Below are 26,370 nucleotides of genomic sequence, written 5' to 3'. Positions count from 1 at the left end.
TGATGCCGCAAAAGGCGATCAAAGGGCAGACGCGTGGCAGGACTCAGATGCGGATGCCGGATTTTCCGGGTGCCAGAATGCCGTTCGGGTCCAGCGCCCGCTTGAGCGTTTGCTCGACCTTGCGCTTCACCGGGCCGTAGCTGTCGGCCACTCGGTCCTGGAAGGCGGTGTTGACGCGGTACACCGCATAACCCTCTTTTTCAAACTCGTCCAGCAGCTCACTGAAGCAGGCATGGGCGGCCTTGGTTTCTTCAGGGTTGGTGCGGTCGTACAGCACGTCGATGACGTGGTGCATGTCGCGCCATCCGACGATGAATTCGCCCACGTAGTCCAGGCCATGCTTGTTCAGGATGGTCTTGGCAAGCTTGGCCTGCTTGTCGCACTCGCTGCCGCGCGCCTGGCTGACCGGGGCAAACCACATCGAGCCGCCGCCGCCACGCCAGTTGTAGAGGCCAAACTCCTGCAGGTTGGGCACGCCCGACATTAATTGGGCGCGGTACTTGAACGGCTGGGTGTTGCCGGCCTGCTCCTGCGTGATGATGGTGCCCTTGCCGGAGGCCTTGACCACGCTGGTGATGATGTTCCAGTTCACGTCCACCTGCTCTTGCGTGCCATACAGCGCGGCGTAGACGTTCCAGGCACCCAGGCCCTTGTCTTTCTTGATTTGCTCGACCACGCTGTCGGGCGTGGCGCCTGTGCCTTTGTAGTAATCGGTGCGCTTGACATTGGCTCCGCCGGCTTCCCACAGCGCGCCGGCAATCACCACCGCGTTGGGAATGATCTGGGCAATGCGCAGCGGGCGCAGGATTTCCACGATTTCGTTGATGTCGGCTTCGTTTTCGTACTTGATCGAAAACGGCTTGAACACCGGCGGCTTGGGCATCAGCCAGAAACCCATCTTGGTACAGATGCCGTAGTTGGACTGGGTGAAGATGCCGTCCAGCGTCGGGCCATAGCCCCACTTGAACACCTGCCAGGCCTTGTCGCCCTTGACGCTCCCCATGCCGGTGCGCAGCACATCGCCGTTGGCCAGCACCACTTCCATGCCGCACTGCATCAAAAAATGTTCGCCGTAAGGCGTGTAGCCCACGCCGCGGTCCATGGTGTTGCCGACCGGGCCGGCAATGCTTGATGGCGCAGGCATCGACAGCATCAGCGGCAGCTTGTGCTCCTCGATGTAGTCGTAGAGCTGCTGATAGGTCACGCCGGGCTCGACCAGCGCCGTGCACAGGTCCGCATCGATGTGCAGGATCTTGTTCATCTTGCGCAAATCGAGCACCACCTGGCCGCGCTCGCCGGGAGCCGCCGAGCCGTAGCCAAAATTTCGGCCGGTCGAGATGGTCCAGATCGGCACCTTGTAGGTGTTGCACACCTTGACAATGGCCTGGATCTGCTCGACCGTCGTGGCCAGCAGCACAGCGGAAGGCGCGTGCTTGGCGTCATCGACCGGCATCATGATCTTGTTGTAGGAGACCAGCCGTTCGGCGCTGGTCAGCACCTGCTCGGCGCCGACGATCTCGCGGAATTTTTGCAGGGCAGCGTCAAAATTGCGCTCGGACACGCCCTTGGGCAACACAGAATATTTGGGATTGGCCATTCATGGCTCCTTTAAATGATGCAGCAAAATGAAACGTGGGCAGTGCCGGCGGTCTGCTTGTCGCTGACGGCCGTGGCCGTGCCGGGCTGTAGCACCAGGGTGCTGCCCAGTGCCTGGACGGCCGGGCCTGCGCTCAGGTCGCTGGCGAGGCGATGGTGCCCGGTCGAGATCACGCGTCCCCCGGCCGAGCGCACCAGGTCCAGAATCAGCGTGGCGGAGGCGTCGTCCGCCAGGCCCACCAGCGTGGCGGGCTCGCCCGCTTGCAGCATGCGGCGCAGACGGCTGAACACCGCCGCATCCAGCCCGCGCAGGTGAATCACCTCGTTTTGCGCCAAACCCTGCGCTTTGGCGGCGGCTTGCACACCCGCCAGAAATTCACTGTCATGTGCGCTGCCCGTCACGAGCGGCGTCACGGCTGCCAGCGTCTGGCTTGCCGTCAGAGGAATGCCGGCGCTGCTGCCGCTGTCAGCATGGGCAAAGCGCAGGCTCGTCATGGCAAAGCCAACGGCCGCCAGACCTTTTAATACCAGGCGTCTATCGATACTCATGGCGTCTCCTCGGGTTCAGGGTTTGGCGGGTGACTTGGACAGGTAAGCGGCCAGGTCCTGCAAGGTGGCGTCGTCAATATCCGTCACGCGAAAGGCCGGCATGGCACGGTTGCCATGGCGCACGATCGTGGTGAAGACAACCGGGTCCAGGCCGCGCCCCGTGATGACCGGGCCAATGCCCGCCTCATGGCACTTGGCACACACCTTGTTGAAGAAGCGTTGTCCCTGCCCCTCTACGCTGGGGCTTGTCGGGCTGGGCTGGGCTTGGGCGGCGGCCCCACCGGCGGACAGTATCAAACCCGCGCCGAGGGCGCTGGCCAATAAAAGACGCTTGAACGCGTGCAGAGGCGATGGATGAAAGCGCGCCTCGCGAGGCGCGGCGGATTTGTCTCGAAGCATGGTTGTACCTTTCCAGGTCTGGTCTTGATGATTGACTTGCAGACAAGCTGGTTTGCAAGTGCAGTGCCAGCCTGCCGGCTTTTTTTCTTCATTGCTGACAAGCACTTGGCGCTGCCAACACTGGAAAACCCTGAGTTCAAACACAATCTTCTGATGAACTTATGATTAACATTTGATAAATACTTGATCAACAATACAGCCTCTGGAGACACGCCTTATGAAAACCCAGCCCCGCCGCCTGTCGCTGGCTGAGTTGCAACGCACCGCCGGTTTGATTCGCACCAGCGCCGACATTGATGAAGGCGCCACGCCGACACTGCGCGACCTGACCGAGACCCTGATGTTTTCACCCGGCGACGGGCGAATCTGGCTCAACGACCAGCGCATGGTCTTGCTGCGTTCGTCAACTTACGGCGCCATGCGCAGCGAGCTGATCGCCAGCATGGGTCAGGATCAGGCCCGGTCACTGCTGACGCGCGTGGGTTACTCGGCCGGCGCCCGTGATGCCGAACTGGTGCGGCGGATGTGGCCAGACAGCGACCCTGCCAACACCTACCACGCCGGGCCGCGCATGCACAAGATTGCCGGGTTTGTGCGACCCGAGACGATTCGCCTTGAATTTGACATTGAGCGTGGCGACTTTCTGGCCGAATACACCTGGAACGACTCAGTCGAAGACGAAGAACACATTGCAACCTTCGGCATTGGCACCGAAGCCGCCTGCTGGATGCAGATTGGTTATGCCAGCGGTTACGCCAGCGCCTTCATGGGCAAGATGATCATTTTTCGCGAACTCGCCTGCCAGTCAATGGGTGCCGAAGCCTGCCAGATCACCGGCCGTCCAGCGGACCAGTGGAACGATGCCGAGGACGACCTGCGCTACTTTGCACCAGCGCTGTCGGCGCAGCGCACACGCCGCAGCATTGCTCCGGCCTTCTCGGAAGTCAGCCGGATATCCGCCTCGCTTGAGGCCGCCAAACCGGTTGACACCAAAGAGCTGATTGGCATTTCAGCGGCCTTCAGCACGGCACGCCATTTGATTGAGCGCGTCGCGCCAACGCAGGCAACGGTGCTGTTCACCGGCGCATCGGGCGTTGGCAAGGAACTGTTTTCCCAAACGCTGCACAAAATCAGCCCGCGCAGGGATGCGCCTTTCATTGCACTCAATTGCGCAGCCATTCCCGAAACGCTGATCGAGTCCGAGCTGTTCGGCGTGGAGCGTGGCGCCTACACCGGCGCCACCACGTCCCGCCCGGGGCGTTTTGAGCGCGCCGACGGCGGCACGCTGTTTCTCGATGAAATTGCGTCGCTGAGTTTTGTTGCGCAAGGCAAACTGCTCCGGGCGCTTCAGGAGCGGGTGATAGAGCGCGTGGGCGGCATCAGGACCATCGCCGTCAATGTGCGGGTGGTGGCCGCCAGCAATGTCGATTTGCGCGAAGAAGTTCGTGCCGGGCGTTTTCGGGAAGACCTGTTTTTTCGCCTCAACGTGTTCCCCATCAAACTGCCCCCGCTCAAGGAGCGGCGCGACGACATTCCGCTGCTGATGGAAAGCTTTTTGCGCCGCTACTGCGAACTGCATGGTCGTGAGGTCGCCGGTTTCACCCCCCGGGCCGTGCGCACGCTGCTGCAATACGACTTCCCCGGCAATATCCGGGAACTGCAGAACCTGGTGGAGCGCGGCGTCATCATGGTCGAAGACGATGAGCCCATTGATGTACACCACCTGTTTCGCAGTGGTGAATTGCCGGTGGGCGAATCGCTGGTCTTGAACCAGGGCGGCAAACTGGCAGGCGCGTCACACCATGTCACACCGCCTGAATCATTAATTGCTACCGGTGTCAGCGGCGGACGTGAAGCCAGTGACTACCGCAAGGCGCTGGCCAATGCGCGCTACAACGTGGCCGAAGCAGCGCGAAGTCTGGGCCTGACGCGGCCCCAACTGGCGTATCGGCTGAAAAAAGCCGGAATTGTGTGATGGGGTGAAGCCACAGGCAGTGTGGCAACGGCTGGAGCCGGTTCAGGATGGCCGGTTAAGCTCCTTGAATGCAGGCGCAGGCAGCGCTTGGCGCTACCTGTAAATAGATCGCAAGACACATGAAAAAACAAGGAAAAGTCGTTCGCTGGGACAGCGCTCGCGCCTTTGGATTTATCCGCAGCCCCCAAACACCGGCCGACATTTTTTTCCATATCAGGGACTTTCGGGGTTTGGCCGCTCCTTACCAGGGCATGCCGGTGACTTTCGAGGAAATCCACGTGGGCGGAAAGAGACCGCGTGCCGTGACGGTTCTGGATGCGATGTCTTTGCAGGATGCGCCAGGCAAACGCCCCATTGAACGTGCAGCCATGCCGTCAACTCAAGCGCGCAGCCGCACGACCAGAAGCGACCAGCCGTCGAATCGCACAGTGCCGTCCAGGCCGGCGGGTCCCGCGCTGCTGTTGATGCTTGGCTGGGTCGTGCTGCTGGGCCGGGAAAGCCTGACGGGTCGTTTGCCGGTCATGCTGCTGCCTGTCGCACTGCTGCTGAACCTGGTGACATTTTTCATCTACTGGGTGGACAAGCATGCGGCGCAAACCGGCCGGTGGCGCACCGCTGAAAGCACATTGCTGGTGCTCGGCTTGCTGGGGGGCTGGCCCGGTGCCTGGTGGGCGCAAGTGCTGCTGCGGCACAAATCGAGCAAAGCCTCGTTTCTTGCCGTCTATTGGGCGACCGTGGCGCTGCATTGCATCGTGCTGGCTGGCTTTGTCTTCAGCCCGCAACTGCAAAACCTGCTCACCAATAGATAGCCATCTGAACTCGCTGGCTGTGCATCACAGGTCGATTCGGCTTCAAAAAAAAGCCCTGCGCATCCGCAGACACACAGGGCCATCCAAAACAATGAAAGTATCTCAGCGCGGCTTGCGCGCCAGTTTGCCCGAGACCTTGCCCGAACCGTTGTCCCGTGGCGGCAATCCGGTGTGCTGCGTCAGCATCCGGCCCTTGACGACGGGCGTAGCCTTGGCCGGCGTGGCGGTTGAGTTCTTGCGCCGCGCGCTGGTGTAGGTGCCATCCGTCATCGGCTGGAAGGTCGGGATCAGATGGTGCTTGCCGTTGCCAATCAGGTCGGCGCGGCCCATGGTTTTCAGCGCCTCGCGCAACACCGGCCAGTTGTTGGCATCGTGGTAGCGCAAGAACGCCTTGTGCAGGCGGCGGCGCTTGTCGCCCCGAACGATGTCCACGGTTTCACTGTCACGGGTGATGCGGCGCAGCGGGTTCTTGTTGCTGTGGTACATCGCCGTGGCCGTGGCCATCGGGCTGGGGTAGAAGGTTTGCACCTGGTCGGCACGAAAACCGTTTTTCTTCAGCCAGATTGCCAGGTTCATCATGTCTTCGTCGCTGGTGCCGGGGTGGGCGGCGATGAAGTAGGGAATCAAAAACTGCTTCTTGCCCGCTTCCAGGCTGTACTTGTCAAACAGCGTCTTGAATTTGTCGTAGTTGCCGATGCCCGGCTTCATCATCTTGGTCAGCGGGCCGGCTTCGGTATGCTCCGGCGCAATCTTCAAGTAGCCGCCGACATGGTGCTGCACCAGTTCCTTGACGTACTCGGGGCTTTGTACGGCCAGGTCGTAACGCAGCCCGGAACTGATCAGGATTTTCTTGACGCCCCTGAGTGCGCGGCCGCGCTTGTAGATCTTGATGAGCGGGCCGTGGTCGGTGGTCAGGTTCTGACAGATGCTGGGATAGACGCAACTCGGCTTGCGGCAGGCGGCTTCAATTTCGGGGCTCTTGCAGCCCAGCCGGTACATGTTGGCCGTGGGGCCGCCCAGGTCGGAAATGGTGCCGGTGAAGCCTTCCACCTTGTCGCGGATGTCTTCAATTTCGCGGATCACCGAGTCTTCAGAGCGGCTCTGGATGATGCGGCCTTCATGCTCGGTGATCGAGCAGAAGGTGCAGCCGCCAAAGCAGCCGCGCATGATGTTGATCGAAAACCGGATCATTTCCCAGGCCGGAATCTTGGTCGCGCCGTCGTGGCGTCCGTTGTCGTCGGCATAGCTCGGGTGCGGGCCGCGTGCATACGGCAAGTCGAACACATAGTCCATCTCGGCCGTGGTCAGCGGGATGGGCGGCGGCGTGATCCAGACATCGCGCGCGGTCGTGCCTTCGCCATGCGCCTGCACCAGGGCTCTAGCGTTGCCGGGATTGGTTTCCAGGTGCAGCACGCGGTTGGCGTGGGCGTACAGCACCGGGTCGGCCTTGATCTGCTCGTAGCTCGGCAGGCGGATCACGGTGCGGTCGCGTGGCGGCACCTTCAATGTGCCCTTGCCATACAGCGCCGGGTTCGGAAAGAAGGTCAGCGGCCTGATGGCCGGATTGGCCTCGGTTTTCAAGCCGGATTGGCCTGTAGCGCTTGCTGGCAGGGTGCCAGCAGCTACATTTTCAGCAGCAGCCTTCTCAGCGTCTTCCTTGGCGCAGGTGCCGCCCTGTTCGGCCGCCTGCTCGCTGGTGGTCATGTAGGGATTGATGTGCGATTCGACGCGGCCCGGCTCATCGACCTGCGTGGAGTCGATCTCGAACCAGCCCCGGCCCGTTTCGTCGTCCTGGCGTCGCACGAAGGCCGTGCCGCGCACGTCGGTGATGCTTTGCACCGGCTCGCGCGCGGCCAGGCGGTGGGCAATCTCGACCAGCGCACGTTCGGCGTTGCCGTAGAGAAGCAGGTCGCTTTTCGCATCGACGACGATGGAGCGGCGCACCTTGTCGGACCAGTAGTCGTAATGGGCGATGCGGCGCAGGCTGCCCTCGATGCCGCCCAGAATGATCGGCACGTCCTTGTACGCTTCGCGGCAGCGCTGGCTGTAGACGATGGCGGCGCGGTCGGGCCGCTTGCCACCGATGTCGCCGGGCGTGTAGGCGTCGTCGCTGCGGATCTTGCGGTCGGCCGTGTAGCGGTTGATCATCGAGTCCATGTTGCCGGCGGTCACGCCCCAGAACAGGTTGGGCTTGCCCAGCGCCTTGAAGGGTTCGGCGCTTTGCCAGTCAGGCTGGGCAATGATGCCGACGCGAAAGCCCTGGGCTTCGAGCACCCGGCCGATCACCGCCATGCCGAAGCTGGGGTGATCGACATAGGCGTCGCCGGTGACGATGATGATGTCGCAGCTGTCCCAGCCCAGCGCGTCCATCTCGGCGCGGCTGGTCGGCAGGAATTTGGCGTTGCCAAAGCGCGCAGCCCAGTACTTGCGGTAACTGGTCAGCGGCTTGGCGGCGCGGTTGAAAAAGGAGACGTCGATAGGGGCGTTCATGGCGGGCGATTCTTGGTTGAAATCGCGCGGACTGCCGAATGACAACGCCTGCGATTTTTGCTTAACCCGCGATTTTAAGGTTTTAACGGCATCAGGGTCAGCCCGCGATGACATACGCCCTGAAAATGAAAGCCCATGGCGTCCCGCCCGGAGCGATTACAGGCGCCGATGGAGCGCTGGAAGCGTTGCATGGCAGTCGTTTATGGGTAAAAACCGGCCTTTGCGCAATACCGGCGGTCGAAGGCAGCTATCAAAGCAGGAGCAGCCTGCCGGATTGTCATGAGCCGGGTATCGCCAGCCTTCAGTCGAGCTGGTCCATCAGCATCGGGCTGACTGCTTCAAGCAAGGCAATTTCGCTGTCGGGAATCTCCATGGGCAGGACGTCGAAATGGCAAAACGTGCCGTAGATCGTACCGGCCTTGCGCGACAGCGGAAGGCCGTAATAGGAATTGAGAACACCCTGGTATGGATTGCCGAGCAGCCGCACATCGTTTGCTGAATTGGCCGTATTGAAACCGTTGTCCCGGAGCACGAACTGGCAAAAACTGTCGCCCAGTGGCACTTCTGACAGGCTGGTCGGGTTTTCACCCTGGCGGTCGTATAAAAAAATATTGCGCATCATCTGCCCATCCAGCCGGTAGATGGCGGTGTAGCGAAACGAGGTGCGGGCGTTGAGGTAGTGGAGCGCACCGTGCAGGCCGCCGCACTCGAAAGCCCGATGAAACTGTGCGAGTTGCTGGTCGAGTTCTTGCTGATGTTCCTGCAATGCCATGTCGGGACTCCGGTACGGTTGAGAAATGCGGGCTTGACGGCGAAATCCTGCATGCGCGCTTGGATATACCAGGCCAGGGCTGATTTTCAAGCCATTGCGGAAAGACCCCGGCCCTGGCAGTCACCAAATCAGACGCGCGGGTTCGCACGGTCGGCGTTGTGCAGTCCCTGTCAGCAATCCGTCCTTCAGCGTCCGGACAGGAGGCATTCATGAACGCTGATGCAACCCTATTTTGTAGTAAAACAGGCCCCCAGCGCACGCTCCGCAGGTATTGTCAGCTATGTAAAAAATAGCAGAATGGAATATTCCGGATCAGTTCCGTACCATCATCTGGCCGCGAATTTCACCGCCCGGGTTGGCGGCGGTGTGGATGTTGGCATACCAGCGGCCAGCCATCAGTTCGGCTGCCTGCGCAGGGGTCAGGGTGGCGCTGCCTTCCATCGGGCTGGCGACGGGACTGGGCCACGGCAGCACCACGCCGGCATTGGCACCGGCAGCGGCCGGTCCATGGAAATGCGCCGCTGTGGCAGGACCGCTCAGGCCGGTGTAGCTGACCTTCCAGCGCAGCAGGTTGGTGTCCTTGTTCAACACGGCATCAACGCTCCCGCTTCCCTGACTGGCATTGGGCGGCACCTCGTTGGCAGCGCGCAGCTGGGTGCTCAAGGCCACCAGATTGGCGCCCGACATGGAGGTCGATGACGGTTTCATCATGCCGCAGCCGCTGATGACGGCAAGGGCAGACACGGTCAGCGTGGCAAGGGAAAGGCGGAGGGCTTGACGGCGTGGAATCATGGTGTCTCTCGATGGATAAAAAAACGATTGTGGTCCTGCGCACAGGTTGTCGCGCTAGGATAAACCCGATTATTGCCAGGTTGCAGCTTCTGGGCCTGCACGGGCTGCTTTTGCGCTTTTCTCCTACGCCATGGACCCCGGCGCGCCGACAAACAGTCCTGGCGGTGCGGATCAAAGTCAGGCCATGTTCAGCAAGAGAGGAATTCATGTCCAATCCACCACAGCACCGGCTGGGCGGCCTTTGCATTGGTATTGTGCTGACCGACGGTTTCGAGCAGGCAGAGATGACCGAGCCACGCGCGGCACTTGAAGAATCCGGCGTGCTGATTCGCATGCTGTCGGATAAAAAGGGCCGAGTCCGTGGCGTTCACCACGACCAGCCGGGGGATCTTTTCGACGTGGACACTACCTTCAACCAGGTCACGGCCGACGAATTCGATGCTCTTCTGCTGCCCGGCGGCAAAGTCAATGCCAACAGTCTGCGTAGCAATGCCGACGCGCAGGCGCTGGTCCGGCAGATCGACGCGCAGGGCAAACCGATTGCCGTGATCTGCCATGCGCCGTGGCTGCTGATTTCAGCGGGCCTGGTGCAGGGCCGCAAGATGACCAGTTCGCCCGATGTGCAGCAGGACCTTGAAAAAGCCGGCGCGCACTGGGTTGATGAAAAGGTCGTGGTGGACCGCAACTGGGTCAGCAGCCGCACGCCAGAGGACATACCCGCCTTTAACGCAGCGTTCAAGGGCATCCTGGCGCAGCGCACGCGCCAGCACACCCGGGGCACGGCCGACGACATGCCAGCGTCTGCCGGCGAAGGCGGCTGAGCCACTCTTGCAGCGTCCCGGAACAAGCCAAAAGGAAACCCCATGGCAACACGCGCTGTCTGGAAAGGTGCCATCAGCTTCGGGCTGGTGCATGTCCCGGTGGCCTTGCATTCGGCCACGGTCAACACCGGACTGGACTTTGACTGGCTGGACAAGCGCACCCTGGACCCGGTGGGCTACCGGCGCATCAACAAGGTCACAGGTGAGGAGATAGAGGCCGAGAACATCATCAAGGGCATCGAATACGAAAAAGGCCGTTACGTGGTGCTGACGGACGAGGAAATCCGCGCCGCCTACCCGAAGACGACGCAGACCATCGCCATTGACTGCTTCGTGCCGAATACCCGGATTCCCTTCGTTTACCTGGAAAAGCCGTACTACCTGGAGCCGATCAACAAGGGCGAGAAGGTCTATGCGCTGCTGCGTGACGCCTTGCTGCAGACCCGGCGGGTGGGCGTGGCGCGGATGGTGCTGCAAAACAAGCAGCACCTGGCAGCGCTGGTGGCCTCGGGCCAGGGCTTGGTGCTGAACCTGCTGCGCTGGGGCGATGAAATCCGCTCCTGGGAAGACCTGGACCTGCCGCCCGAAGGCCCGCAGGCAGCCGGGGTCAATGAGAATGAACTGGCCCTGGCCAAGGCGCTGATCGAGGACATGCGCGGCAAGTGGGACCCACACCAGTTCAGGGATTCCTTCAAGGACGAAATCCTGGCGCTGGTCGAACGCAAGGTCAAGGCCGGACAGTTGCAACCCGTGGCGCAGTCCGAAGCTGCAGCAGAAGAAGCGATTCCTTTCGGCGCGCAAATCCTGGACCTGAGCGACCTGCTGCAGCGCAGCCTGCGCAAGGATGGAACGTCCGACACCTCGCCCGACGGCGACGGCCCCAAGGAAAAATCCAGGGCGAGGGGCTTGCCCGGCAAGAAAAAAACGCCCTCGCCTGACGTGAACGATGACACGTCTCCGCACTCGCCCGGACGCCGCAAGACCGCGTAAACACACCAGGCCCGACAGCGCCAGCCATGGTCACCCCCAGAGCGCTGACTTTCCAGCCGCTGCGTTCGCCAACAACGCCCGATGAACCACCGGCGTCGAAGCGCGTGAGGCGCATCGCGCGTTGACCGGCAAGGCGAGCGTAGGCGGGCTGATTCAGCATCAGCCAGGCGATGTGGCAGCCTTTCGGGGTGACGCCAGTCAGGTCGACTGGCTTGTAGGCCTTGGCCGCAACATTGCTTTGGCATCTGGCCGGCCCGCAAATGACCGCCTATGATTTGCCACTGCAGAAGGTCTGCGCCTGGAGAACCCGATGAAGCCCCTTTTTTTAGTGCTGCCACTGGCCTGCTCAGTCCTGCTGCTTTCAGGATGTCCCGATGCAAAGCTGCCGACTCCGCCGCCGAAAGTGCCTACGCCAAAAGCGCAGGAGGCGGCACGTCACGGCTTGCCGGAAGTCTTTGCATTGCATCAGCCTTCAGGGACCCTGCGGGTCACGGCACGCCATTCATGAAACACTGCGTCCTGTGGCTGCTGGCAGTGAGCAGCCTTGGAATGAGCGGCTGCGCCATGCTTGCAGCGAATGCCGAACCCTCGGCACGCAAGGTGACCGTGAGCGGCGAAGCCTATCTCGTCAGACAGATCACCGAAAGCACCTGGACCGCCAGCGCTGCCGCAAGCCAAAAAATCGTGGCAAAAACACCCGTCACCACCGCATCCCTTCGGCAAGCGGTGGAGAGCGTTTCCGGCTGCCGCGTGACCGACAGCGATTACTCACGCCAGGGAACGCAATTTGATGCGCAGGTCAGCTGCGCAGGAGATCTGGGCAACTAAACGCCCGTCAAAAGCAAAGGGGCCGCAACAGGAAATCCCGCTGCAGCCCCTGCCTCGCCGCATCAAAAGATGACGGCTAGGCAACTGAAAAACACCGGCTTGCTCAATGCCTGGCTTTGTACGAATCGCGCAGGGCCTTGATCTCGTCATGGTTTTTCTGTGCGCCCTGGGCCTGCTTTTCGACAACGTTGCGAATGGCTGGCGGCAGGTCCTGCTTGAGCGCCTTGCGATAACTTGCCACAGCGGCATCCTCGCCGCGCTCGCATTCATCGAGCATGGCCTGGTCGCTGTGGCCGCTCAGCACGCCGCGCACCGACACCCATCCACGGTGCAGCGCGCCGGACATCGAACCACCCTCGTCAGGCTCGCCGCCAAGTTGGCGTATCAACGCCTGCAGTTCCTGGCCTGCGGTCTGGCATTCGTTGGCGTGGCGCATCAGCAGGCTTTTCAGGTCAGCCGTCTCGGTGTGTTCGGCAGAGATGGTGAATCCATATTCACCGTCGCGGCAGGATTCGAGCAGGTCGTTCAGTGTGCTGATCACGTCTTCGTTGCTGTCTGTCATGAGGTTGGCTCCATCAAATAAGGGGTTGAAAAAAGTTTGCCAAATTTGGCCCTGGCTGAAGACCTGCAAAACCAATCAGTCCGATGACCACAGCCATGCATGCAATGACTGAATACAGGAAGGCAAATTTTCAGCAGGTCTTTTCAGCTCAAGGCTCATGTTCGCCCGGATGAAAGACAGCCACGGTCAGGCAAGCACAGTCAGGGCTGTAGGCGAAAACCGTTCTGGCGTTGCGGACAACACCCAAGCCATGGCATCGCGCACACCGGATAAAACCCACCGTTTTGATGTCAAATTGACGGTTTACGCACAATCAGCATGCGCGCGCAGCTATCAAACCCGTAGCAGTCAGGGTTCAGGTGTCAAGTTCCGGGTAATGCCGGAAGATGCCGTCTTCGTTGAACGCGATGCGCCGCTCGCTCTGCAGATAAGGCGCGATGCGTTTTTGCTGCGCCACGGCGTCGTGCAGCGTGGCCACATGCGGTGCTTTTTTCAGCGCACGGCGCATGTTTTTCGGAAAGGCGTACAGCAGCCCGTCCACCAGCTGAAACAGCGACAGGTCGGCATAGCTCAGCCGCCGGCCCACCAGGTGCGTGCTGCCCTTGGGGTTGCGCAGCAGCACGTTTTCAAACCAGGCCAGGTATTTGGGCAGGCGGTTCTGGCAAAAATCCTTCGCGCGCCGGGCGGCCTCGGGCTTCTGGTCGGCGTAATACAGGCTGGTGGCGACCGGATGGTGGCTGTCATGCACCTCGGCCACCACGTCGGCAATGGTGAGCTGCAACTGATGCGTCCACAGGCGCCGGGTTTCCTTGCGGCTGACCAGCCCCAGCCGGGGGCCAAGGTAGAGCAGGATGGCAGCGGTCTGGGCCACCACCACCTTGCCATCGACCAGGAAGGGCGGCGCGAAAGGCGGCTGCGCCAGGCCCGGCTTCTGCATGAACTCCAGCAGGGCGGCAACGCCCTGCCCGTTCTGTTCGTCCCCGCGCGCCACATCGACATACGAGGCGCCAGCCGCTTCCAGCGCCAGCCGCACGAATTCGCCGCGCCCCTGAATGCCGGGCCAGTAATACAACTGGTAAGCCATGTGCTGCCTTTCAATGGTTTTGTGCAAAATGCCACTTTAGCGCATAAGCTGCCTGCGCACACAGCTATTTATTCGATAGCAAGCAAAAACCCGGACGGCTTGCCCGGGAGTCAGCTCGCCGCAGCGATCTGGCGCAGCGCCTGCTCGAACACCTCGACCGGCTGGCCGCCGGAAATCAGGTGGCGGTCGTTGATGATGACCGCCGGTACTGAATGGACGCCCTGGGTCAGGTAAAAAGACTCGCGCTCACGCACTTCCTTGGCATAGGCGTGACTTGCCAGCACTTCGGCGGCCTGCACCGGGTCAAGGCCACTCTCGCCGGCAACCCGGACCAGCACCGCATGAGAAGCAGGGCTCTGGCCGTCGGTGAAATAGGCCTTCAGCAGGCCTTCCTTCAAGGCCTTTTGCACGCCGCTGCCCTGAAGCCCGGCCCAGTGAAGCAGGCGGTGGGCGTCAAACGTGTTGTAGATGCGGCTGCGCCCTCCTCCGGGCTGGTCTGCCCGGCTGAAGACAAAGCCGACCTTTTCACCGCGCTGGCGAATGTTTTCCCGGTTGACATCGGCCTGTTCGGGCGTGATGCCGTACTTTTCGGTGATGTGTTCAGTGATTTCCTGGCCTTCGGGCGGCATCTTCGGATTGAGCTCGAAGGGCTGGAAGTGCAGTTCGGCTGTGATGTCGCCGGCCACGCGCGCCAGCGCCTGGTCCAGCGCCTTCAGGCCGATGGCGCACCAGGGGCATGAAACGTCGGAAACAAAGTCGATCTTGAGGAAGGTGGTCATGGGTTTTTGCCGTCATTCAGGTCTGGCCAGCCAGGGAACGGCCAGTTTGCTGGTTTTTGTGCGGATATGAATATTCAAGCATTGTCCACCGGCCGATGGAGTTGATGCATATCAAGCCGGAGCTTTGCCGGGCTTCCTAAACTCGGGCATGCAACTCCAGTTCCTTGGTGCGACCGACACCGTCACCGGTTCCAAGTACCTGCTTCGGCAGGGCCCGTCCAGCGTGCTGGTCGATTGCGGGCTGTTCCAGGGCTACAAGCAGTTGCGCCTGCGGAACTGGGCGCCGATGCCGGTCGATCCGGCCAGCATCGACGCCGTCATCCTCACCCATGCGCACATCGACCACAGCGGCTACCTGCCACTGCTCGCCCGGCAGGGTTTCAGGGGAAAAGTGTATTGCAGCCCCGCCACCGCAGACCTGTGCGGCATCCTGCTGCCCGACTGCGGCTACCTGCTCGAAGAGGAAGCCGAGTACCTGAACCGGCACAAACTGTCAAAACACGCGCCGGCGCTGCCGCTTTACACCCGGGACGATGCCCAGCGCTGCCTCAAGCTGTTCGAGCCCGTCGGCTACCGCACCGAATGGCAGCCTGCCGCAGGCTTGACAGCGACGCTGGCGCCGTCGGGCCACATGCCCGGCTCGTCCTTTGTCCGGCTGGACAACGGCACGCGATCGATCCTGTTTTCCGGCGACATCGGCCGGCCCAACGACCTGGTGCTGGCCGGGCCGTCGCCCATGGACGGCGCCGACTACCTGGTGGTGGAGTCCACCTACGGCGACCGCCTGCACAAGCAGACCGACGTGCTGCTGGAGCTGGCCCATGTGATCCAGCGCACGGCGGCGCGCGGCGGCGTGGTGGTGATCCCGGCGTTTGCCGTCGGGCGTGCGCAAAGCCTGCTCTACTGCATCCACCTGCTCAAGGCGCAAGGCGTCATCCCTGACCTGCCGGTCTACCTGAACAGCCCGATGGCCGCCAACGCCACGCATGTCTATGAGCGGTACCGCGCCGAGCTGCGGCTGACGCCAGCCCAATGCAGGGCCATGGCGCACACCGCGCAGATCGTGCAAACGGCCGAGGAGTCGCGCCTGCTCAATGCGCGGCACGGGCCGATGGTCATCATTTCGGCCAGCGGCATGGCCACCGGCGGGCGGGTGCTTCACCATATCAAGGCGTTTGGCCCGGACAAGCGCAACACCATCCTGTTCGCCGGTTACCAGGCCGGCGGCACGCGCGGCGCCACCATCGCCGGCGGCGCACAGACGGTGCGCATCTTTGGCAAGGACGTGCCGATTCGCGCCGAAGTGGCCATGCTGGGCAGCCTGTCGGCCCATGCAGACGGCGCGGAAATCGTCGACTGGCTGCGAAACTTCAAGTCGGCGCCGCGCCAGACCTTCATCACCCACGGCGAGCCGGCTGCGGCCGACGCGATGCGCCAGCGCATCGAGCGCGAACTCCACTGGAATTGCCACATGCCCGCCTACCTTGAATCCATCACACTGGACTGAAGCCGGGCGGCCCTAAGGCGTGACGCCTTGCTCAGGCGCGCGAACCACCAGCACGGGGACCGGCGCGTGCCGCACGATCTGCTCGGCATCGCTGCCCAGCAAAATACGGCCGACGCCATGCCGGCCATGGGAACCGACGACGATCAGGTCAGCCTTGGCCCGCATGGCCTGCGCGGCCACATGGTCGCAAATGCGCCCCGGGCCTTCGTCGATCAGCACGCTGTCCGCCTCGACGCCCTGGTCCGTGGCTTTCTTCAGGTAGTGCGCCAGCAACTTTTCCCCGGCCACGCGCATCAGCGGGATGATTTCGTTCAGGTAGTTAGCCGCCGATTCGAACCCATTGACATAGCCAAGTTCATCGACCACATGCAGCAGCCGCAGGCGGGCGCCGTTCAGCCGGGCCAGGCGAATCGCTTCATCGAGCGCCTTTTCCGACGTGGAACTGCCATCGACCGCTACAAGGATCTGGTGAAAACTGGGCATGAGGTGGCTCCTGCATTGAAAAATCCATCTTTTCGGCTTTTTGCCCGATGGCATTTGCGCAAGGTCAAGAAGAAAGCTGAAATCTTCACGCGCCGGCGGCCCCTTGCGTACCATGAGTCCATGTTGCCGACCACCATGTTCGCGATGACCGCAGACCCTTCAGGGCGCAGGCTGCTGGGCGGTTTCAAACCGGCGCCGCAGGCGGGGAAACATGACGTGGTGGTGCGCGTTCTGGCCTGCGGTGTGTGCCGCACCGACCTGCACATCATCGACGGCGACCTGCCGCCGCACCGCCCCGGCGTGGTGCCCGGCCATGAGGTGGTCGGGCAAATCATCGCCCGGGGCGCGCAGGCCAGACGCTTTGCCGTCGGCCAGCGCGTGGGCATTCCGTGGCTGGGCGGCACCTGCGGCGGCTGCGCGTTTTGCGCCATGCAGCGCGAAAACCTCTGCGACTTTCCGGTGTTCACCGGCTATGACCGCGACGGCGGCTTTGCCGAATACGCCGCCGCCGACGAGCGCTTCTGCTTCGCCCTGCCCGAGCGCTATGACGACTGCCATGCGGCGCCCCTGCTGTGCGCCGGCCTGATCGGCTTTCGCGCCTGGCGCCTCGCGGGCGAAGCTGTGCCGCGCCGGCTCGGCCTGTACGGCTTCGGTGCCGCCGCGCACATCGTCTGCCAGATCGCCGTCAGCCAGCAGCAGCAGGTCCATGCCTTCACCCAGCCAGGCGACGCGACCGGGCAGCGTTTTGCCCGCAGCCTGGGCGCGGCCTGGGTCGGCGGCTCGGACGAAATGCCGCCCGCGCCGCTGGACGCGGCACTGATCTTCGCGCCGGTCGGCGCCCTGGTGCCGGCAGCCCTGGCGGCGACCCGAAAGGGCGCAACGGTGGTCTGCGCCGGCATTCACATGAGCCCGATCCCGTCCTTTGAATACCGGCTGCTCTGGGGCGAGCGTGTCCTGAAGTCGGTGGCCAACCTCACGCGCGAGGACGGCGATGCCTTTTTCGCCCTGATCGATGAGCATCCGGTGCAAACTCACGTACAGGCCTTTGCGCTGCAGGATGCCAACACGGCCGTGCAGGCCTTGCGCGACAGCCGGGTCAACGGGGCGGCGGTGCTGGTTCCCTGAACACGGGACCAACGCACCTGCCCACTGTGCGGTGAAAAGGGCCAGGCCCTGAAATCAGTGCGCCATCAGGACCGGCAGCGTCATCGATTCCAGCACGGTGCGCGAGGTGCCGCCCAGCACCCACTCGCGCGCCCGGCTGTGGCCGTAGCAGCCCATCACCAGCAGGTCGGCACCGATGTCGAAGGAACGCGAAAGCAGCAACTCGCCCAGCGCCGACGGCTCGCTTCCCTGTTCCTGCCAATCTGCCTGGACGCCGTTCAACCGGAGGTAGCCACGCAGGTCGAGCCGCTTGCCCGCCACCTTTTCATCGTCGCCGGACCACGACAGGATGACGACGCGCCGCGCGCGCTTGAGCAATGGCATGGCCGCGCTCACGGCGCGGGCCGCTTCTCGCGACGGTTTCCAGGCAATCACCACAGTGTCGCCAATCACGGCGGGCAACCTGCCGGCGTACGGCAGGATCAGGGCCGGCTTGCCGCTCATGACCATCACGTACTCGGCAAAATCGGACGGCACGCCGGACGATGAAGCGGAGGACGGGTCATGCTGGCCCAGCACCATCAGATCGGCATACAAAGCCTGCTGCGCAAACGCCGCCATCATCGGATCGTTGTGGACCTCGGCCCAGTCAACGGCCATTCCGGGCGTTGCCAGCGTCTGGTCGAAGGCGCTGCGCGCCAGCCGCCGCTGCTGGTCGTCTATGTCGTGCAGGGAGGCAGCGATGCCGGGGCCAATTTCCGGCGCGAAAGGCAACTCCACGAAACTTGACATCACCGCGTACAGCGCCGTCACTGCAGCGCCTTGCGCCTGTCCGAGTTGCCTGGCGGCCTCCACGCGCTGCTGCGCCCGCGGCAAGGCGTCCATGTGTACCAGCAGTTGTGCAAGTGATCCGTTCATGGCGGGCTCCTTCAGGAAGTGGTGATGCTGCAACCCTACAGGCTGGCAAGCCACTGCGGCTTGACCCAGATCAAGCGGCGACTATTGCTGGCGCCTGGCAACTGCCGGCAAGTCTTTTGGCAACCGGCCTTTGCTGCCGGCCGCTTGATGCACGTCAACCCGGCAGGGCTCAGACGGGCCACAATGACCTTCCCAGTTTGAACAAGGAGCAGCCCATGTACCAGCGAATACTTGTCCCGGTCGATGGAAGTGAGAGTTCCAACAAGGCGCTGGTCACCGCGCTGCAGATAGCCAGGGAATCGGGCGGCCGGGTGCGGCTTATCCACGTGATGGAACAACTTGAATTCGTGACCGGCTACGAGCAATTCGGCAGCTATTCGGGTGAGCTGGCTTTGGCGATGCGGGAAGCCGGCACCAAGGTGCTCGACGATGCCATGGCGATTGCACGGTCGGCCGGCAGCGAAGCCGACAGCCGGCTGTACGACAAGCCAGGCGAACGGCTGGCCGAAGTGGTCGCCGAAGCCGCAGGGGAATGGAATGCCGACCTGGTGGTGGTCGGCACCCACGGACGGCGCGGCTTGGGGCGGATGCTGCTGGGCAGCGGCGCCGAGCAGATCCTGCGGCTGTCGCCCCTGCCCGTGCTGGTGGTTCGCTGAGGCGAACGGCGGCCCCACAGCTTGCGACAGGAAAACAGCCACCTGGCGGACAGACCAGGCCACTGGCGCGCGGCTACGATAGACGAATGAATCCGCCCGCACCGGCCCATCGGCTGGCGCCCTCCACCTTCCCATCAGTAACCCAGAAAAAATCTTCATGCCAAGACTCCAGAACAAGGTCAGCCTCATCACCGGCGCAGCGCAGGGTATCGGCCTGGCCACCGCGCTCAAGTTTGCCAGCGAAGGCGCCATTGTCATCCTCTGCGACATTCACCCGGCCGCGATTGACGAGGCGGTCAGCCAGTGCAAGGCGCTGGGCGCACAGGCCGTGGGCCATGTCATGGACGTGACCCAGCGCGACGTGGTCGATGCAGTCGTTGCCAAGGTCAAGGCGCAGTTCGGCCGCATCGACGTACTGGTCAACAACGCCGGCATCACGCAGGACGCGCGGCTGGTCAAGATGACGCTGGAGCAGTTCGACCGCGTCATCGACGTCAACCTGCGCGGTGTGTTTCATTGCGCGCAAGCGGTCGCGGACACCATGGTTGCGCAGGGCCAGGGTGTGATTCTCAATGCCAGTTCGGTGGTCGGCATCTACGGCAACTTTGGCCAGACCAACTACGCGGCCACCAAGTTTGGCGTCATCGGCTTCACCAAAACCTGGAGCCGCGAACTTGGCCCCAAGGGGATTCGCGTGAACGCCGTGGCACCCGGCTTCATTGCCACGCCGATTCTTGCCACCATTCCCGACAACGTGCTGAAGGAAATGGAAACCCGCGTACCGCTCAAGCGGCTGGGCCAGCCGGAAGAAATCGCCAACGTGTATGCCTTCCTGGCCAGCGACGAGGCCAGCTATGTCAATGGTGCGGTGATTGAAGTGTCGGGCGGCATGACGGTTTGACGCCAGCCCGGACAAACTGATTGGCTGCCTGCCACAAGGCGCGATGGGTGATGTCGTGAATGGCGTGGTCGGCAAGCCCCGTATGGCTCGTCCAGCCAATTTTTTCTGTTATTTTAGGCCTTTTGCGCTTGCTGGACGGGCATAAGCAGCTATCATTTTTGATTTTTGCAGTACCCCTTCAGCTCACGCCACCCCGCCCTGGTTTTCCAGGCCAGCAGCGATAATTCCTGCATGCCTTCCCTGCCGGTACAAGACCATCCGCAACCCCGATCCTTGAGCGACCTGTTCGTTTCCTTCACCTTGCTGGCGCTGCAGGGTTTCGGCGGCGTGCTGGCCGTGGTGCAACGCGAACTGGTCGAGAAAAAGCGCTGGATGACGCGCGAGGAATTCATCGAAGACTGGGCGGTGGCGCAAATCATGCCGGGGCCCAATGTGGTGAACCTTTCCTTGATGATTGGCGGGCGATACTTTGGCCTGAAGGGCGCCATGGCGGCGCTGGCCGGCATGCTGACCGTGCCGCTGATTTTGGTGTTGCTGCTGGCCCTGGCCTATGCCCAGTTTGCCGACCATCCCGGCGTGGCTGGCGCGCTGCGCGGCATGGGCGCCGTGGCGGCCGGGCTGATTGCGGCGACCGGCCTGAAACTGTTTGGCGCACTGCTGAAAAATGTGCTTGGCCTGCGTCTGTGCATCGCTTTTGGCGTGATGTGCTTTGTGGCCATCGCGCTGCTGCGCTGGCCCTTGTTTTATGTGCTGTTCGGCCTGGGCAGCGTGGCCTGCACCCTGGCCTATCAAAAGCTCAAGCGATGACTGAACCGCTCACCCTGGTGTTCGGTCTGCACGACTGGATCAACCTTTTTTTGCATTACCTGACGCTGTCCTTGCTGTCGGTGGGTGGCGCCATCACCACCGCACCCGACATGCACCGCTTTCTGGTTGACCAGCAGCACTGGCTCACCGACGCACAGTTCAATGCCTCGATTGCCATCGCCCAGGCCGCACCCGGCCCGAACGTGCTGTTTGTCGCCCTGCTCGGCTGGAATGTCGGCCTGAATGCCGGCGGCATGTTGACGGGCCTGCTCGGCGTTGTGCTGGCGCTGGCAGGCATCCTGATTCCCAGCACGGTACTCACCTACGCAGCCGCCCAATGGGGACAGCGAAACCGCGATTTGCCGGCTGTGCGCGCCTTCAAGCAGGGCATGGCGCCCATCGTCGTGGCACTGCTCATTGCCACCGGATGGATTCTGGCGAGCGCCAATGGCAGTTCACTGACAGACTGGCCGGTGTGGCTGGTGACGGTCGTCACCGCCGTGATTGTCTGGCGCACCAGGACGCACCTGCTCTGGCTGCTGGGTGCGGGCGCCCTGCTGGGCTGGTACGGCTGGATTTAATGTCAAAACCCAGCAGCCGTCCTGGTCAGGGATTGCACCTGTCGCATTGGGAAGGATCGGCATACCGTACATTGGGCCGGCGTTTTTCTTCACCATGGCCGCAATGCCAACAAGACCAGGTATCGGCCAAAGGCTGTCGGGTGGCGCGCGCACAGATGGCGCATGGCAGACCGGTGACCGTCCGGGTCATCCAGTAACCTGGCGCTGCGCAAACCGGGCAGGATGAACCGAGCTTTTGCGCCAGATTGTCTGTTGCGGAAGCAATGATCTTCTGGCGCGTCGGATTGCAATACGCGCGCAGGTCGTTTTCAACAACGACAACGCCTTTGCTCGACAGGCTGACGGCATGGTCGTAGGCTTTTTGCAGCGCAGTCCAGTCGCTGATGCCTTTGCAACTACGCGAATCGTGTTCGTCGTTTGGCATGAGAACGAGGTGATGGGACGGAAATTCAGCCTCTTCGGCAAAAGTCACCACTTCTTTCCAGTTGTTCACCGCGCGATGTCCACTTTTTGCTGGCCCCTGTGCCATACCCGTCAGTTCCAGTCCCTTGTCATCGTCGATGAAAACGACCAGCTCGACATTCCAGGGCATCAGACCGGTGTAAGGGTCGGCAACAAAAGCGCCTTCGCTTGCCAAACCGAGGCGCGAATCGGCCAGACGCATGCCGATCCGCGCTTTTTTTATGGCAGTCTCCCGTTGCGAGCCGGTGCGGGGAATATCGCGTGTGAAAGTGCCAAGTTGATCGGTATCAAAACCCCCGACAAGGTTGACATGGCAGCCGATTGCCGCCTGTAAGACAGGCCCGATGATGGCTTCCTTGCCGTGCTGGGTCAGCAAAACAGCATGTCGGCCCTGGTACATGCTGCGAGCATCTGTAAATTCATGCATTGCCTGCCCCTTCAAGAGGCGGGTGCAGCATCCGGAGCCGCCACCCAGGTTTGCCAGCGGCTGTCAAGCCAGGCCTCAACGGCACTCGATTCCGGGTCAATGCGAAAAAGATAAAGCCAGCGGTTGTCCACCAGCTGGCGTACCGTTTCATGCTTGTTCATGACCACTTCAATGCCGGCTCGCGGTGCTTCAATAAAGACCGACAGGCGCAATGGCGTGTGCATCCATTTCTCGCCGTCATGCAGCGATTGCAGAGGCAGGCCAATGCGCAAGTCGCCCCCATTGCCTTCAAACACGCCAATACGGCCGCCGACCACGTTGTGCAGCACCTTGTTGCCGCTGCCATAACGCGCGTTGTCCACCGTGGAGGCAAAGTACTGCATGTTGATCCAGTGCGTCACCACCATGGGTGCGGTCATGATGAGTTCAAGAATGCTGCCGTCGGCATCGCCCTGCCAGTCGTAGTCGTGCAGGAAGGACCGGCCGGCCAGGTTGAGGGCCTGGGTGCGCGATCGTGGCGCGACGATGAAGGCGGCATTGTTGGCCAGCCCCCATTCGGGGCGCGTTTGCGCCCAGTCATTGGCCCTTTTTTTCACGCTCTGCAGCAAGGCTTCAGGCCTGGCGCAAAGCCCCCCCAGACCGAGCAAAGGCGCGCGCTCGGCACGTGTTTTTGCTCCAGCCGCCTGCAAGGTCTGGCGCAGGCGCGTCAGGTCTTGCGCATGGCTTGCAGGAACGAGATCGACATCAAAAAGCTGCATCTCATCGGTGGTGGTGTTGTGCAGCCCGGCCAGAAAATGCGTGGTGTCGGGAACCACCAGATGGCGTTCGGCCAGGGCCTGCCGCAGCGCCGCATCGTTCAGCAGCGCCGCCAAAGCGCGGGCATTGACTTCACCCGTCTGGCCGCAGCAGGCGCCGCAGTCCAGGCCAGCTGCATGCGGGTTGTTGGCGCTTTGGCTGCCATGGCCTGCGAGCAGCACGATGCGCGCAAAGCCGGAGCGAAGGCCCATCGCTTTCAGCACCCCTTCGGCCAGAGAAACACGCTGCGCGAGCGTGTCATCAGCGCGCGCCACCAACGCTGGTCGCGCCTCGTAGCGCGAGCCCAGGCCATCATGATCGGCAGCCGGCGCTGCGCGGCTGGAGGGCAGGCTGCGCTTGAGCAGCTTGCCCAGGTAGCCCAGCCCTATCGACTCCACCAGCGTGAAGGCCGAGCCCGGCAGGCGCTGAAAAGGCTGCCACCCTTGTTTGGCGGCAAAACCTGTCTGCCTGGCCTTGACCATCGCTGCGTCCTGGCCGTCGCTGCCGCACGTTTCGGTCACGCACAGCGTGGGAGCCAGCAACCCTGGCAGCTGAGGGCGCGTAGCCGTCGTTCCCAGCGGCGTATAAGAAATGGGCAGGCCAAAAAAGCCGGCAAAACCCATGGTCTGCAAGTCGGGTGATACGCTTTCCAGCGCACGCCGGAAAACTTCGGAACGCACATCGATGCAAAACACCGCCTGAACTGCCCAAGTGCGCCCGGTTGACGCGGCGCAAGGCTGCGCCAACGCGGCGGCCAGCGGCTTTTGGTACGCAATTTCCAGCGCGCGATGCAGCAACGCGCTGTGGTCTGGTGCGCTGTCAGTGCTGTTGTTTTTGCTGGCAATGCCCGGCCTGTTCAAAGCGCGCTGCCAGCGCATCCAGAGAGATTTTTCACCGCGCAGGCCATCGTCCAGCAAATATTCCCATGAAAGCCGAATCGCCAGCAGCTCGACGATTTGGGTGTCGTCGCCGCCTTCAAGGCGCGCTTGCCAGCGCAGGTAGGCGCACCAGGACGCCCATCCGTTGATTCGATGCAAAACAGCGCACAGGAAGTCGCTCAGGCCATCAGCAGAAACGCCCAGTTTGTCGAGTACAAACGTGATCGCCTGCTGCGCATCAGCAGGCAGCGCTTGTGAACGTTGCAGCACGTCAGGCGCCTTCATCAGCAACGTGATGCCATGGTCATGCGCTATCGAATGGCGCCACCCGTCATACAGCCCACGGCTCTGCGCAGGATGCCAGTCGGCCTGCTCGGCATCAAAGTAGGCGGCACAGAACTGGCTGATCTGGTGCGTGATGGTTGAACGCCAGGCAGGCTCGCGTGCCAATTGGCGTTGTGCGTCGAGCAGGTCGGACAGCAAGGGCAGCGCAATGGACGTCGCCTGCGCACCATCCAGCGTGGCGATCACTTCCGTTGGGTTCACCGGCACCCCCGCCTCTGCCATTGCCTGCGCCAGGTGCCCGGACTGGAAAGCCTGCGTATTCCACGCATTGCGATAAAACGCCTGTGGCATGTACATGCGGCTGCCGCCGAGCTGTTCCAGCTGCGCGGCCGCCTTTTCAATCGGACGGTCGACCCATCCCCAGTAGGGATTGACCGCAATGAAACGGTCCAAAGGCCAGGTGGGCGCGATCAGGCGGCAGGCCGCATCGATGGCCAAATTGACAGCCAAATCAATGGAGGACTTGACCGGAGGGAGCAAGGAGGAAACAGCGTTCATGATTTTTCGCTCAGCAGGGCAGCAATTGGATGAGGGGACCGCAGCGAGACTGCGGGCAGCGATATCGGCCAGATACGGAACGTCAGCCGCGTGAAACGCTCGTCAAGGTAAAAACCGGCATAAGCCCATGGATAAAAGGCCTTGGCAAACTGACCGCGCGGGAAGGCGAGCAACCACACTTGCAGCAGATAAAGCAATGCAAGGCAGCCGCCGGCCCAGAGGGTCAATGGCAACGATGCAGTAGCAGCAGGCGTCTCTACCAGAGCGCCAAAAACAAGATGCCCGGCGATGTAGAACTGCCCCAGCACCAGGATGGCGATGACGCCGCGCACGGTGCCGATACCCCACCCATCGGCGCGCCACAACAAGGGAGCCAGTCCCAGCCCGACGATCAAGACGGCCACAGGTGAAATCGTCAGGCCAGGCAGGCCCATTTGCCAAACCGCAACACTGCCAGCCAGTAGCCCAATGGCCAACGGGACGCAAAGAAGACGCATCACCACGCTGGCAGCAGACGAACGCCGGGTTTCTGGCGGAAAAAACGCACGGCGGCGGCTGTCCAGCACCGCTTCGCCCGCAGCCAGAAAGGCGTAGGCCTTGTAGAGCGAATGCGCCACCAGATGCAGGAAAGCGAGTTCATAAAGGCCGAGGCCGCACTCCAGCAGCATGAAGCCCATTTGCGCGCAGGTTGACCAGGCCAGACGCACCTTGATGCTGATGCGCGTCATCATCACCAGGCCGGCCAGCACCGCACTCAGGCTGCCAACGACGACCAGCAGGGTTTGCGCCGTGGGCGAAGCCGAAAGCATCAAGGCCAGGCGAATCAGCAAAAAACCGCCTAGATTGACGATGCCCGCATGCAGCAGGGCCGACACCGGCGTGGGCGCTTCCATCACCTGAATCAGCCAGCCATGGACAGGCAACTGGGCTGACTTGAGAATCACCGCCAGCACCACCAGCGCCATGGCGGTGTTGAGTGCCGCAGACAGGGCATTGGCCGACTGAACGTGGTCGGCAATTCCTTGAAACGCCAGCGTGCCGGTTTCCAGATAAATCAGCGTCAACGCGGCCAGCAGGCACACCTCGGCAAGGCGGCTGGCAATGAATTTTTTATGCGCGACGACCAGCGCGGCAGGACGGTCGCGGTAAAAGGTCAGCAAATAGTGCAGCGCAACACTGCTGGCGATCCAGGCAAGCACCAGCACTCCGAGGTTGTGGGTCACCACCACCACGCCAATGGATGCCAGAGTCAGCAGCATGGCGAGCAGATAGCGCTTTTGCCCTGCTTCGCCGTTCAGATAGCGCCGGGAGTAGCGGAGCACCACCCAGCCCAGCAGGCTGACCAGCATCAGCATGGCAAGCCCCAGCTTGTCGGTGAGTGCGCTGCTGAATGCCTGCTGTGCAATGGCCGCCAGCGCCATCACGAGCGCAGCAAGTGCGGCGCCTTCGGCAACCGCCCATGAACGTGAAATACCGGCGCCGAGCGCGACCGGCAAGCAGGCCAGCACATAAGCCAGCGGCACACACCAAAGCAGTGCGCCATTGTTGAATTCGGTCATCCA

24 protein-coding genes and 1 pseudogene are annotated in these 26,370 nt (G+C 62.2%); 11 read left to right on the top strand and 14 right to left on the bottom strand.

Going from position 1 to position 26,370, the window contains the following annotated elements:
* Positions 1-43: 43 nt before the first annotated feature.
* Genes GZ092_RS06020 through GZ092_RS06010 form a run of 3 tightly spaced genes read right to left on the bottom strand, consistent with a single transcriptional unit; the run spans position 44 to position 2,544 of the window.
* Positions 44-1,597 (bottom strand): FAD-binding oxidoreductase, encoded by a 1,554-nt coding sequence (locus GZ092_RS06020; protein ID WP_293635333.1) that lies wholly within the window; start codon positions 1,595-1,597, stop codon positions 44-46.
* 11 nt (positions 1,598-1,608) lie between these two features.
* The gene (locus GZ092_RS06015) at positions 1,609-2,145 is read right to left on the bottom strand and encodes a hypothetical protein (protein WP_293635331.1); all 537 of its coding nucleotides are present in this window, start codon (positions 2,143-2,145) and stop codon (positions 1,609-1,611) included.
* 15 nt (positions 2,146-2,160) lie between these two features.
* On the bottom strand, positions 2,161-2,544 hold the full coding sequence (locus GZ092_RS06010) for a cytochrome c (RefSeq protein WP_293635329.1): 384 nt from the start codon (positions 2,542-2,544) through the stop codon (positions 2,161-2,163).
* 217 nt (positions 2,545-2,761) lie between these two features.
* Here GZ092_RS06010 and GZ092_RS06005 point away from each other — a divergent pair, with 217 nt between their 5' ends.
* Together GZ092_RS06005 and GZ092_RS06000 are read left to right on the top strand one after the other, a co-directional pair.
* Complete coding sequence (locus GZ092_RS06005) at positions 2,762-4,519, top strand: sigma-54-dependent Fis family transcriptional regulator (RefSeq protein WP_293635327.1); 1,758 nt, start codon at positions 2,762-2,764, stop codon at positions 4,517-4,519.
* 119 nt (positions 4,520-4,638) lie between these two features.
* The gene (locus GZ092_RS06000) at positions 4,639-5,328 is read left to right on the top strand and encodes a cold shock and DUF1294 domain-containing protein (protein ID WP_293635325.1); all 690 of its coding nucleotides are present in this window, start codon (positions 4,639-4,641) and stop codon (positions 5,326-5,328) included.
* A gap of 102 nt (positions 5,329-5,430) precedes the next feature.
* Here the strand turns inward: GZ092_RS06000 and GZ092_RS05995 are convergent, their stop codons facing one another.
* The 3 genes from GZ092_RS05995 to GZ092_RS05985 all read right to left on the bottom strand — a co-directional run bounded on the left by GZ092_RS05995 (position 5,431) and on the right by GZ092_RS05985 (position 9,382).
* Positions 5,431-7,818: a YgiQ family radical SAM protein gene (locus GZ092_RS05995; protein WP_293635323.1), complete on the bottom strand. Its 2,388-nt coding sequence runs from the start codon at positions 7,816-7,818 to the stop codon at positions 5,431-5,433.
* A gap of 301 nt (positions 7,819-8,119) precedes the next feature.
* Positions 8,120-8,590, bottom strand: coding sequence for a guanylate cyclase (locus GZ092_RS05990; RefSeq protein ID WP_293635321.1), 471 nt, complete (start codon positions 8,588-8,590; stop codon positions 8,120-8,122).
* 312 nt (positions 8,591-8,902) lie between these two features.
* Positions 8,903-9,382: a CHRD domain-containing protein gene (locus GZ092_RS05985; protein WP_293635319.1), complete on the bottom strand. Its 480-nt coding sequence runs from the start codon at positions 9,380-9,382 to the stop codon at positions 8,903-8,905.
* A gap of 206 nt (positions 9,383-9,588) precedes the next feature.
* Between GZ092_RS05985 and GZ092_RS05980 the strand changes: the two genes are divergently transcribed.
* The 3 genes from GZ092_RS05980 (at position 9,589) to GZ092_RS05970 (ending at position 12,021) form a co-directional block, all read left to right on the top strand.
* Positions 9,589-10,203: a type 1 glutamine amidotransferase domain-containing protein gene (locus GZ092_RS05980; protein WP_293635317.1), complete on the top strand. Its 615-nt coding sequence runs from the start codon at positions 9,589-9,591 to the stop codon at positions 10,201-10,203.
* A 42-nt stretch (positions 10,204-10,245) separates the two neighbouring features.
* The gene (locus GZ092_RS05975; RefSeq protein WP_293635315.1) at positions 10,246-11,193 is read left to right on the top strand and encodes a Ku protein; all 948 of its coding nucleotides are present in this window, start codon (positions 10,246-10,248) and stop codon (positions 11,191-11,193) included.
* Between the two features lie 504 nt (positions 11,194-11,697).
* Entirely contained in the window at positions 11,698-12,021 is a 324-nt protein-coding gene (locus GZ092_RS05970; RefSeq protein ID WP_293635313.1) for a hypothetical protein, read from the top strand.
* 103 nt (positions 12,022-12,124) lie between these two features.
* On the opposite strand, the pseudogene GZ092_RS05965 reads toward GZ092_RS05970, so the two are convergent.
* The 3 genes and pseudogenes from GZ092_RS05965 to GZ092_RS05955 form a co-directional block, all read right to left on the bottom strand.
* Positions 12,125-12,571, bottom strand: a pseudogene (locus GZ092_RS05965) (PA2169 family four-helix-bundle protein); the annotation flags it as partial.
* Between the two features lie 367 nt (positions 12,572-12,938).
* Positions 12,939-13,667, bottom strand: coding sequence for a glutathione S-transferase (locus GZ092_RS05960; RefSeq protein WP_293635311.1), 729 nt, complete (start codon positions 13,665-13,667; stop codon positions 12,939-12,941).
* Between the two features lie 110 nt (positions 13,668-13,777).
* Complete coding sequence (locus tag GZ092_RS05955; RefSeq protein WP_293635309.1) at positions 13,778-14,446, bottom strand: DsbA family oxidoreductase; 669 nt, start codon at positions 14,444-14,446, stop codon at positions 13,778-13,780.
* Positions 14,447-14,594: 148 nt separating this feature from the next.
* On the opposite strand from GZ092_RS05955, the gene GZ092_RS05950 reads away from it, so the two are divergent.
* Complete coding sequence (locus GZ092_RS05950; protein WP_293635307.1) at positions 14,595-15,953, top strand: MBL fold metallo-hydrolase; 1,359 nt, start codon at positions 14,595-14,597, stop codon at positions 15,951-15,953.
* A gap of 12 nt (positions 15,954-15,965) precedes the next feature.
* Here GZ092_RS05950 and GZ092_RS05945 read toward each other — a convergent pair whose 3' ends face one another.
* Positions 15,966-16,436 carry a universal stress protein gene (locus GZ092_RS05945; RefSeq protein ID WP_293635305.1) on the bottom strand — a complete coding sequence of 157 codons (471 nt, stop codon included), beginning with the start codon at positions 16,434-16,436 and terminating at the stop codon, positions 15,966-15,968.
* A gap of 135 nt (positions 16,437-16,571) precedes the next feature.
* On the opposite strand from GZ092_RS05945, the gene GZ092_RS05940 reads away from it, so the two are divergent.
* Positions 16,572-17,561 (top strand): zinc-dependent alcohol dehydrogenase family protein, encoded by a 990-nt coding sequence (locus tag GZ092_RS05940; RefSeq protein WP_363254328.1) that lies wholly within the window; start codon positions 16,572-16,574, stop codon positions 17,559-17,561.
* Between the two features lie 54 nt (positions 17,562-17,615).
* Here the strand turns inward: GZ092_RS05940 and GZ092_RS05935 are convergent, their stop codons facing one another.
* A complete protein-coding gene (locus GZ092_RS05935) occupies positions 17,616-18,458 on the bottom strand; it encodes a universal stress protein (protein ID WP_293635302.1) in 843 nt (280 codons plus the stop codon).
* Positions 18,459-18,673: 215 nt separating this feature from the next.
* On the opposite strand from GZ092_RS05935, the gene GZ092_RS05930 reads away from it, so the two are divergent.
* The 4 genes from GZ092_RS05930 to GZ092_RS05915 all read left to right on the top strand — a co-directional run bounded on the left by GZ092_RS05930 (position 18,674) and on the right by GZ092_RS05915 (position 21,403).
* Positions 18,674-19,114 carry a universal stress protein gene (locus tag GZ092_RS05930; protein WP_293635300.1) on the top strand — a complete coding sequence of 147 codons (441 nt, stop codon included), beginning with the start codon at positions 18,674-18,676 and terminating at the stop codon, positions 19,112-19,114.
* Positions 19,115-19,271: 157 nt separating this feature from the next.
* Positions 19,272-20,015 (top strand): 3-oxoacyl-ACP reductase FabG, encoded by a 744-nt coding sequence (gene fabG, locus GZ092_RS05925; protein ID WP_293635299.1) that lies wholly within the window; start codon positions 19,272-19,274, stop codon positions 20,013-20,015.
* Positions 20,016-20,246: 231 nt separating this feature from the next.
* Positions 20,247-20,822, top strand: a complete 576-nt coding sequence (locus GZ092_RS05920) for a chromate transporter (RefSeq protein ID WP_293635297.1) — start codon at positions 20,247-20,249, stop codon at positions 20,820-20,822.
* Positions 20,819-21,403, top strand: a complete 585-nt coding sequence (locus tag GZ092_RS05915; RefSeq protein ID WP_293635295.1) for a chromate transporter — start codon at positions 20,819-20,821, stop codon at positions 21,401-21,403. The genes GZ092_RS05920 and GZ092_RS05915 overlap by 4 nt, the downstream gene beginning before the upstream one ends.
* A gap of 25 nt (positions 21,404-21,428) precedes the next feature.
* Here the strand turns inward: GZ092_RS05915 and GZ092_RS05910 are convergent, their stop codons facing one another.
* The 3 genes from GZ092_RS05910 to GZ092_RS05900 are packed head-to-tail and all read right to left on the bottom strand — an operon-like array spanning position 21,429 to position 26,367.
* Positions 21,429-22,292 (bottom strand): DUF6671 family protein, encoded by an 864-nt coding sequence (locus GZ092_RS05910; RefSeq protein WP_293635293.1) that lies wholly within the window; start codon positions 22,290-22,292, stop codon positions 21,429-21,431.
* Between the two features lie 11 nt (positions 22,293-22,303).
* Positions 22,304-24,808, bottom strand: a complete 2,505-nt coding sequence (locus tag GZ092_RS05905; RefSeq protein ID WP_293635291.1) for a DUF2309 domain-containing protein — start codon at positions 24,806-24,808, stop codon at positions 22,304-22,306.
* Entirely contained in the window at positions 24,805-26,367 is a 1,563-nt protein-coding gene (locus GZ092_RS05900; protein ID WP_293635290.1) for an NADH-quinone oxidoreductase subunit L, read from the bottom strand. Before GZ092_RS05900 ends, GZ092_RS05905 begins: the two co-directional genes overlap by 4 nt.
* Between the last annotated feature and the right edge of the window lie 3 nt (positions 26,368-26,370).

It is taken from the genome of Polaromonas sp., assembly GCF_010365105.1.
In the GTDB taxonomy this organism is placed as follows: Bacteria; Pseudomonadota; Gammaproteobacteria; order Burkholderiales; family Burkholderiaceae_C; genus Polaromonas.
The sequence above is the reverse complement of the archived record's forward strand: the minus strand, read 5'-3'. Positions and strand labels throughout refer to the sequence as shown.

Coding starts and splice junctions, on each gene's coding strand:
- GZ092_RS06020 (WP_293635333.1), bottom strand. CDS start 1,597: ATGGCCAATCCCAAATATTCTGTGTTGCCCAAGGGCGTGTCCGAGCGC.
- GZ092_RS06015 (WP_293635331.1), bottom strand. CDS start 2,145: ATGAGTATCGATAGACGCCTGGTATTAAAAGGTCTGGCGGCCGTTGGC.
- GZ092_RS06010 (WP_293635329.1), bottom strand. CDS start 2,544: ATGCTTCGAGACAAATCCGCCGCGCCTCGCGAGGCGCGCTTTCATCCA.
- GZ092_RS06005 (WP_293635327.1), top strand. CDS start 2,762: ATGAAAACCCAGCCCCGCCGCCTGTCGCTGGCTGAGTTGCAACGCACC.
- GZ092_RS06000 (WP_293635325.1), top strand. CDS start 4,639: ATGAAAAAACAAGGAAAAGTCGTTCGCTGGGACAGCGCTCGCGCCTTT.
- GZ092_RS05995 (WP_293635323.1), bottom strand. CDS start 7,818: ATGAACGCCCCTATCGACGTCTCCTTTTTCAACCGCGCCGCCAAGCCG.
- GZ092_RS05990 (WP_293635321.1), bottom strand. CDS start 8,590: ATGGCATTGCAGGAACATCAGCAAGAACTCGACCAGCAACTCGCACAG.
- GZ092_RS05985 (WP_293635319.1), bottom strand. CDS start 9,382: ATGATTCCACGCCGTCAAGCCCTCCGCCTTTCCCTTGCCACGCTGACC.
- GZ092_RS05980 (WP_293635317.1), top strand. CDS start 9,589: ATGTCCAATCCACCACAGCACCGGCTGGGCGGCCTTTGCATTGGTATT.
- GZ092_RS05975 (WP_293635315.1), top strand. CDS start 10,246: ATGGCAACACGCGCTGTCTGGAAAGGTGCCATCAGCTTCGGGCTGGTG.
- GZ092_RS05970 (WP_293635313.1), top strand. CDS start 11,698: ATGAAACACTGCGTCCTGTGGCTGCTGGCAGTGAGCAGCCTTGGAATG.
- GZ092_RS05960 (WP_293635311.1), bottom strand. CDS start 13,667: ATGGCTTACCAGTTGTATTACTGGCCCGGCATTCAGGGGCGCGGCGAA.
- GZ092_RS05955 (WP_293635309.1), bottom strand. CDS start 14,446: ATGACCACCTTCCTCAAGATCGACTTTGTTTCCGACGTTTCATGCCCC.
- GZ092_RS05950 (WP_293635307.1), top strand. CDS start 14,595: ATGCAACTCCAGTTCCTTGGTGCGACCGACACCGTCACCGGTTCCAAG.
- GZ092_RS05945 (WP_293635305.1), bottom strand. CDS start 16,436: ATGCCCAGTTTTCACCAGATCCTTGTAGCGGTCGATGGCAGTTCCACG.
- GZ092_RS05940 (WP_363254328.1), top strand. CDS start 16,572: ATGTTCGCGATGACCGCAGACCCTTCAGGGCGCAGGCTGCTGGGCGGT.
- GZ092_RS05935 (WP_293635302.1), bottom strand. CDS start 18,458: ATGAACGGATCACTTGCACAACTGCTGGTACACATGGACGCCTTGCCG.
- GZ092_RS05930 (WP_293635300.1), top strand. CDS start 18,674: ATGTACCAGCGAATACTTGTCCCGGTCGATGGAAGTGAGAGTTCCAAC.
- fabG (WP_293635299.1), top strand. CDS start 19,272: ATGCCAAGACTCCAGAACAAGGTCAGCCTCATCACCGGCGCAGCGCAG.
- GZ092_RS05920 (WP_293635297.1), top strand. CDS start 20,247: ATGCCTTCCCTGCCGGTACAAGACCATCCGCAACCCCGATCCTTGAGC.
- GZ092_RS05915 (WP_293635295.1), top strand. CDS start 20,819: ATGACTGAACCGCTCACCCTGGTGTTCGGTCTGCACGACTGGATCAAC.
- GZ092_RS05910 (WP_293635293.1), bottom strand. CDS start 22,292: ATGCATGAATTTACAGATGCTCGCAGCATGTACCAGGGCCGACATGCT.
- GZ092_RS05905 (WP_293635291.1), bottom strand. CDS start 24,808: ATGAACGCTGTTTCCTCCTTGCTCCCTCCGGTCAAGTCCTCCATTGAT.
- GZ092_RS05900 (WP_293635290.1), bottom strand. CDS start 26,367: ATGACCGAATTCAACAATGGCGCACTGCTTTGGTGTGTGCCGCTGGCT.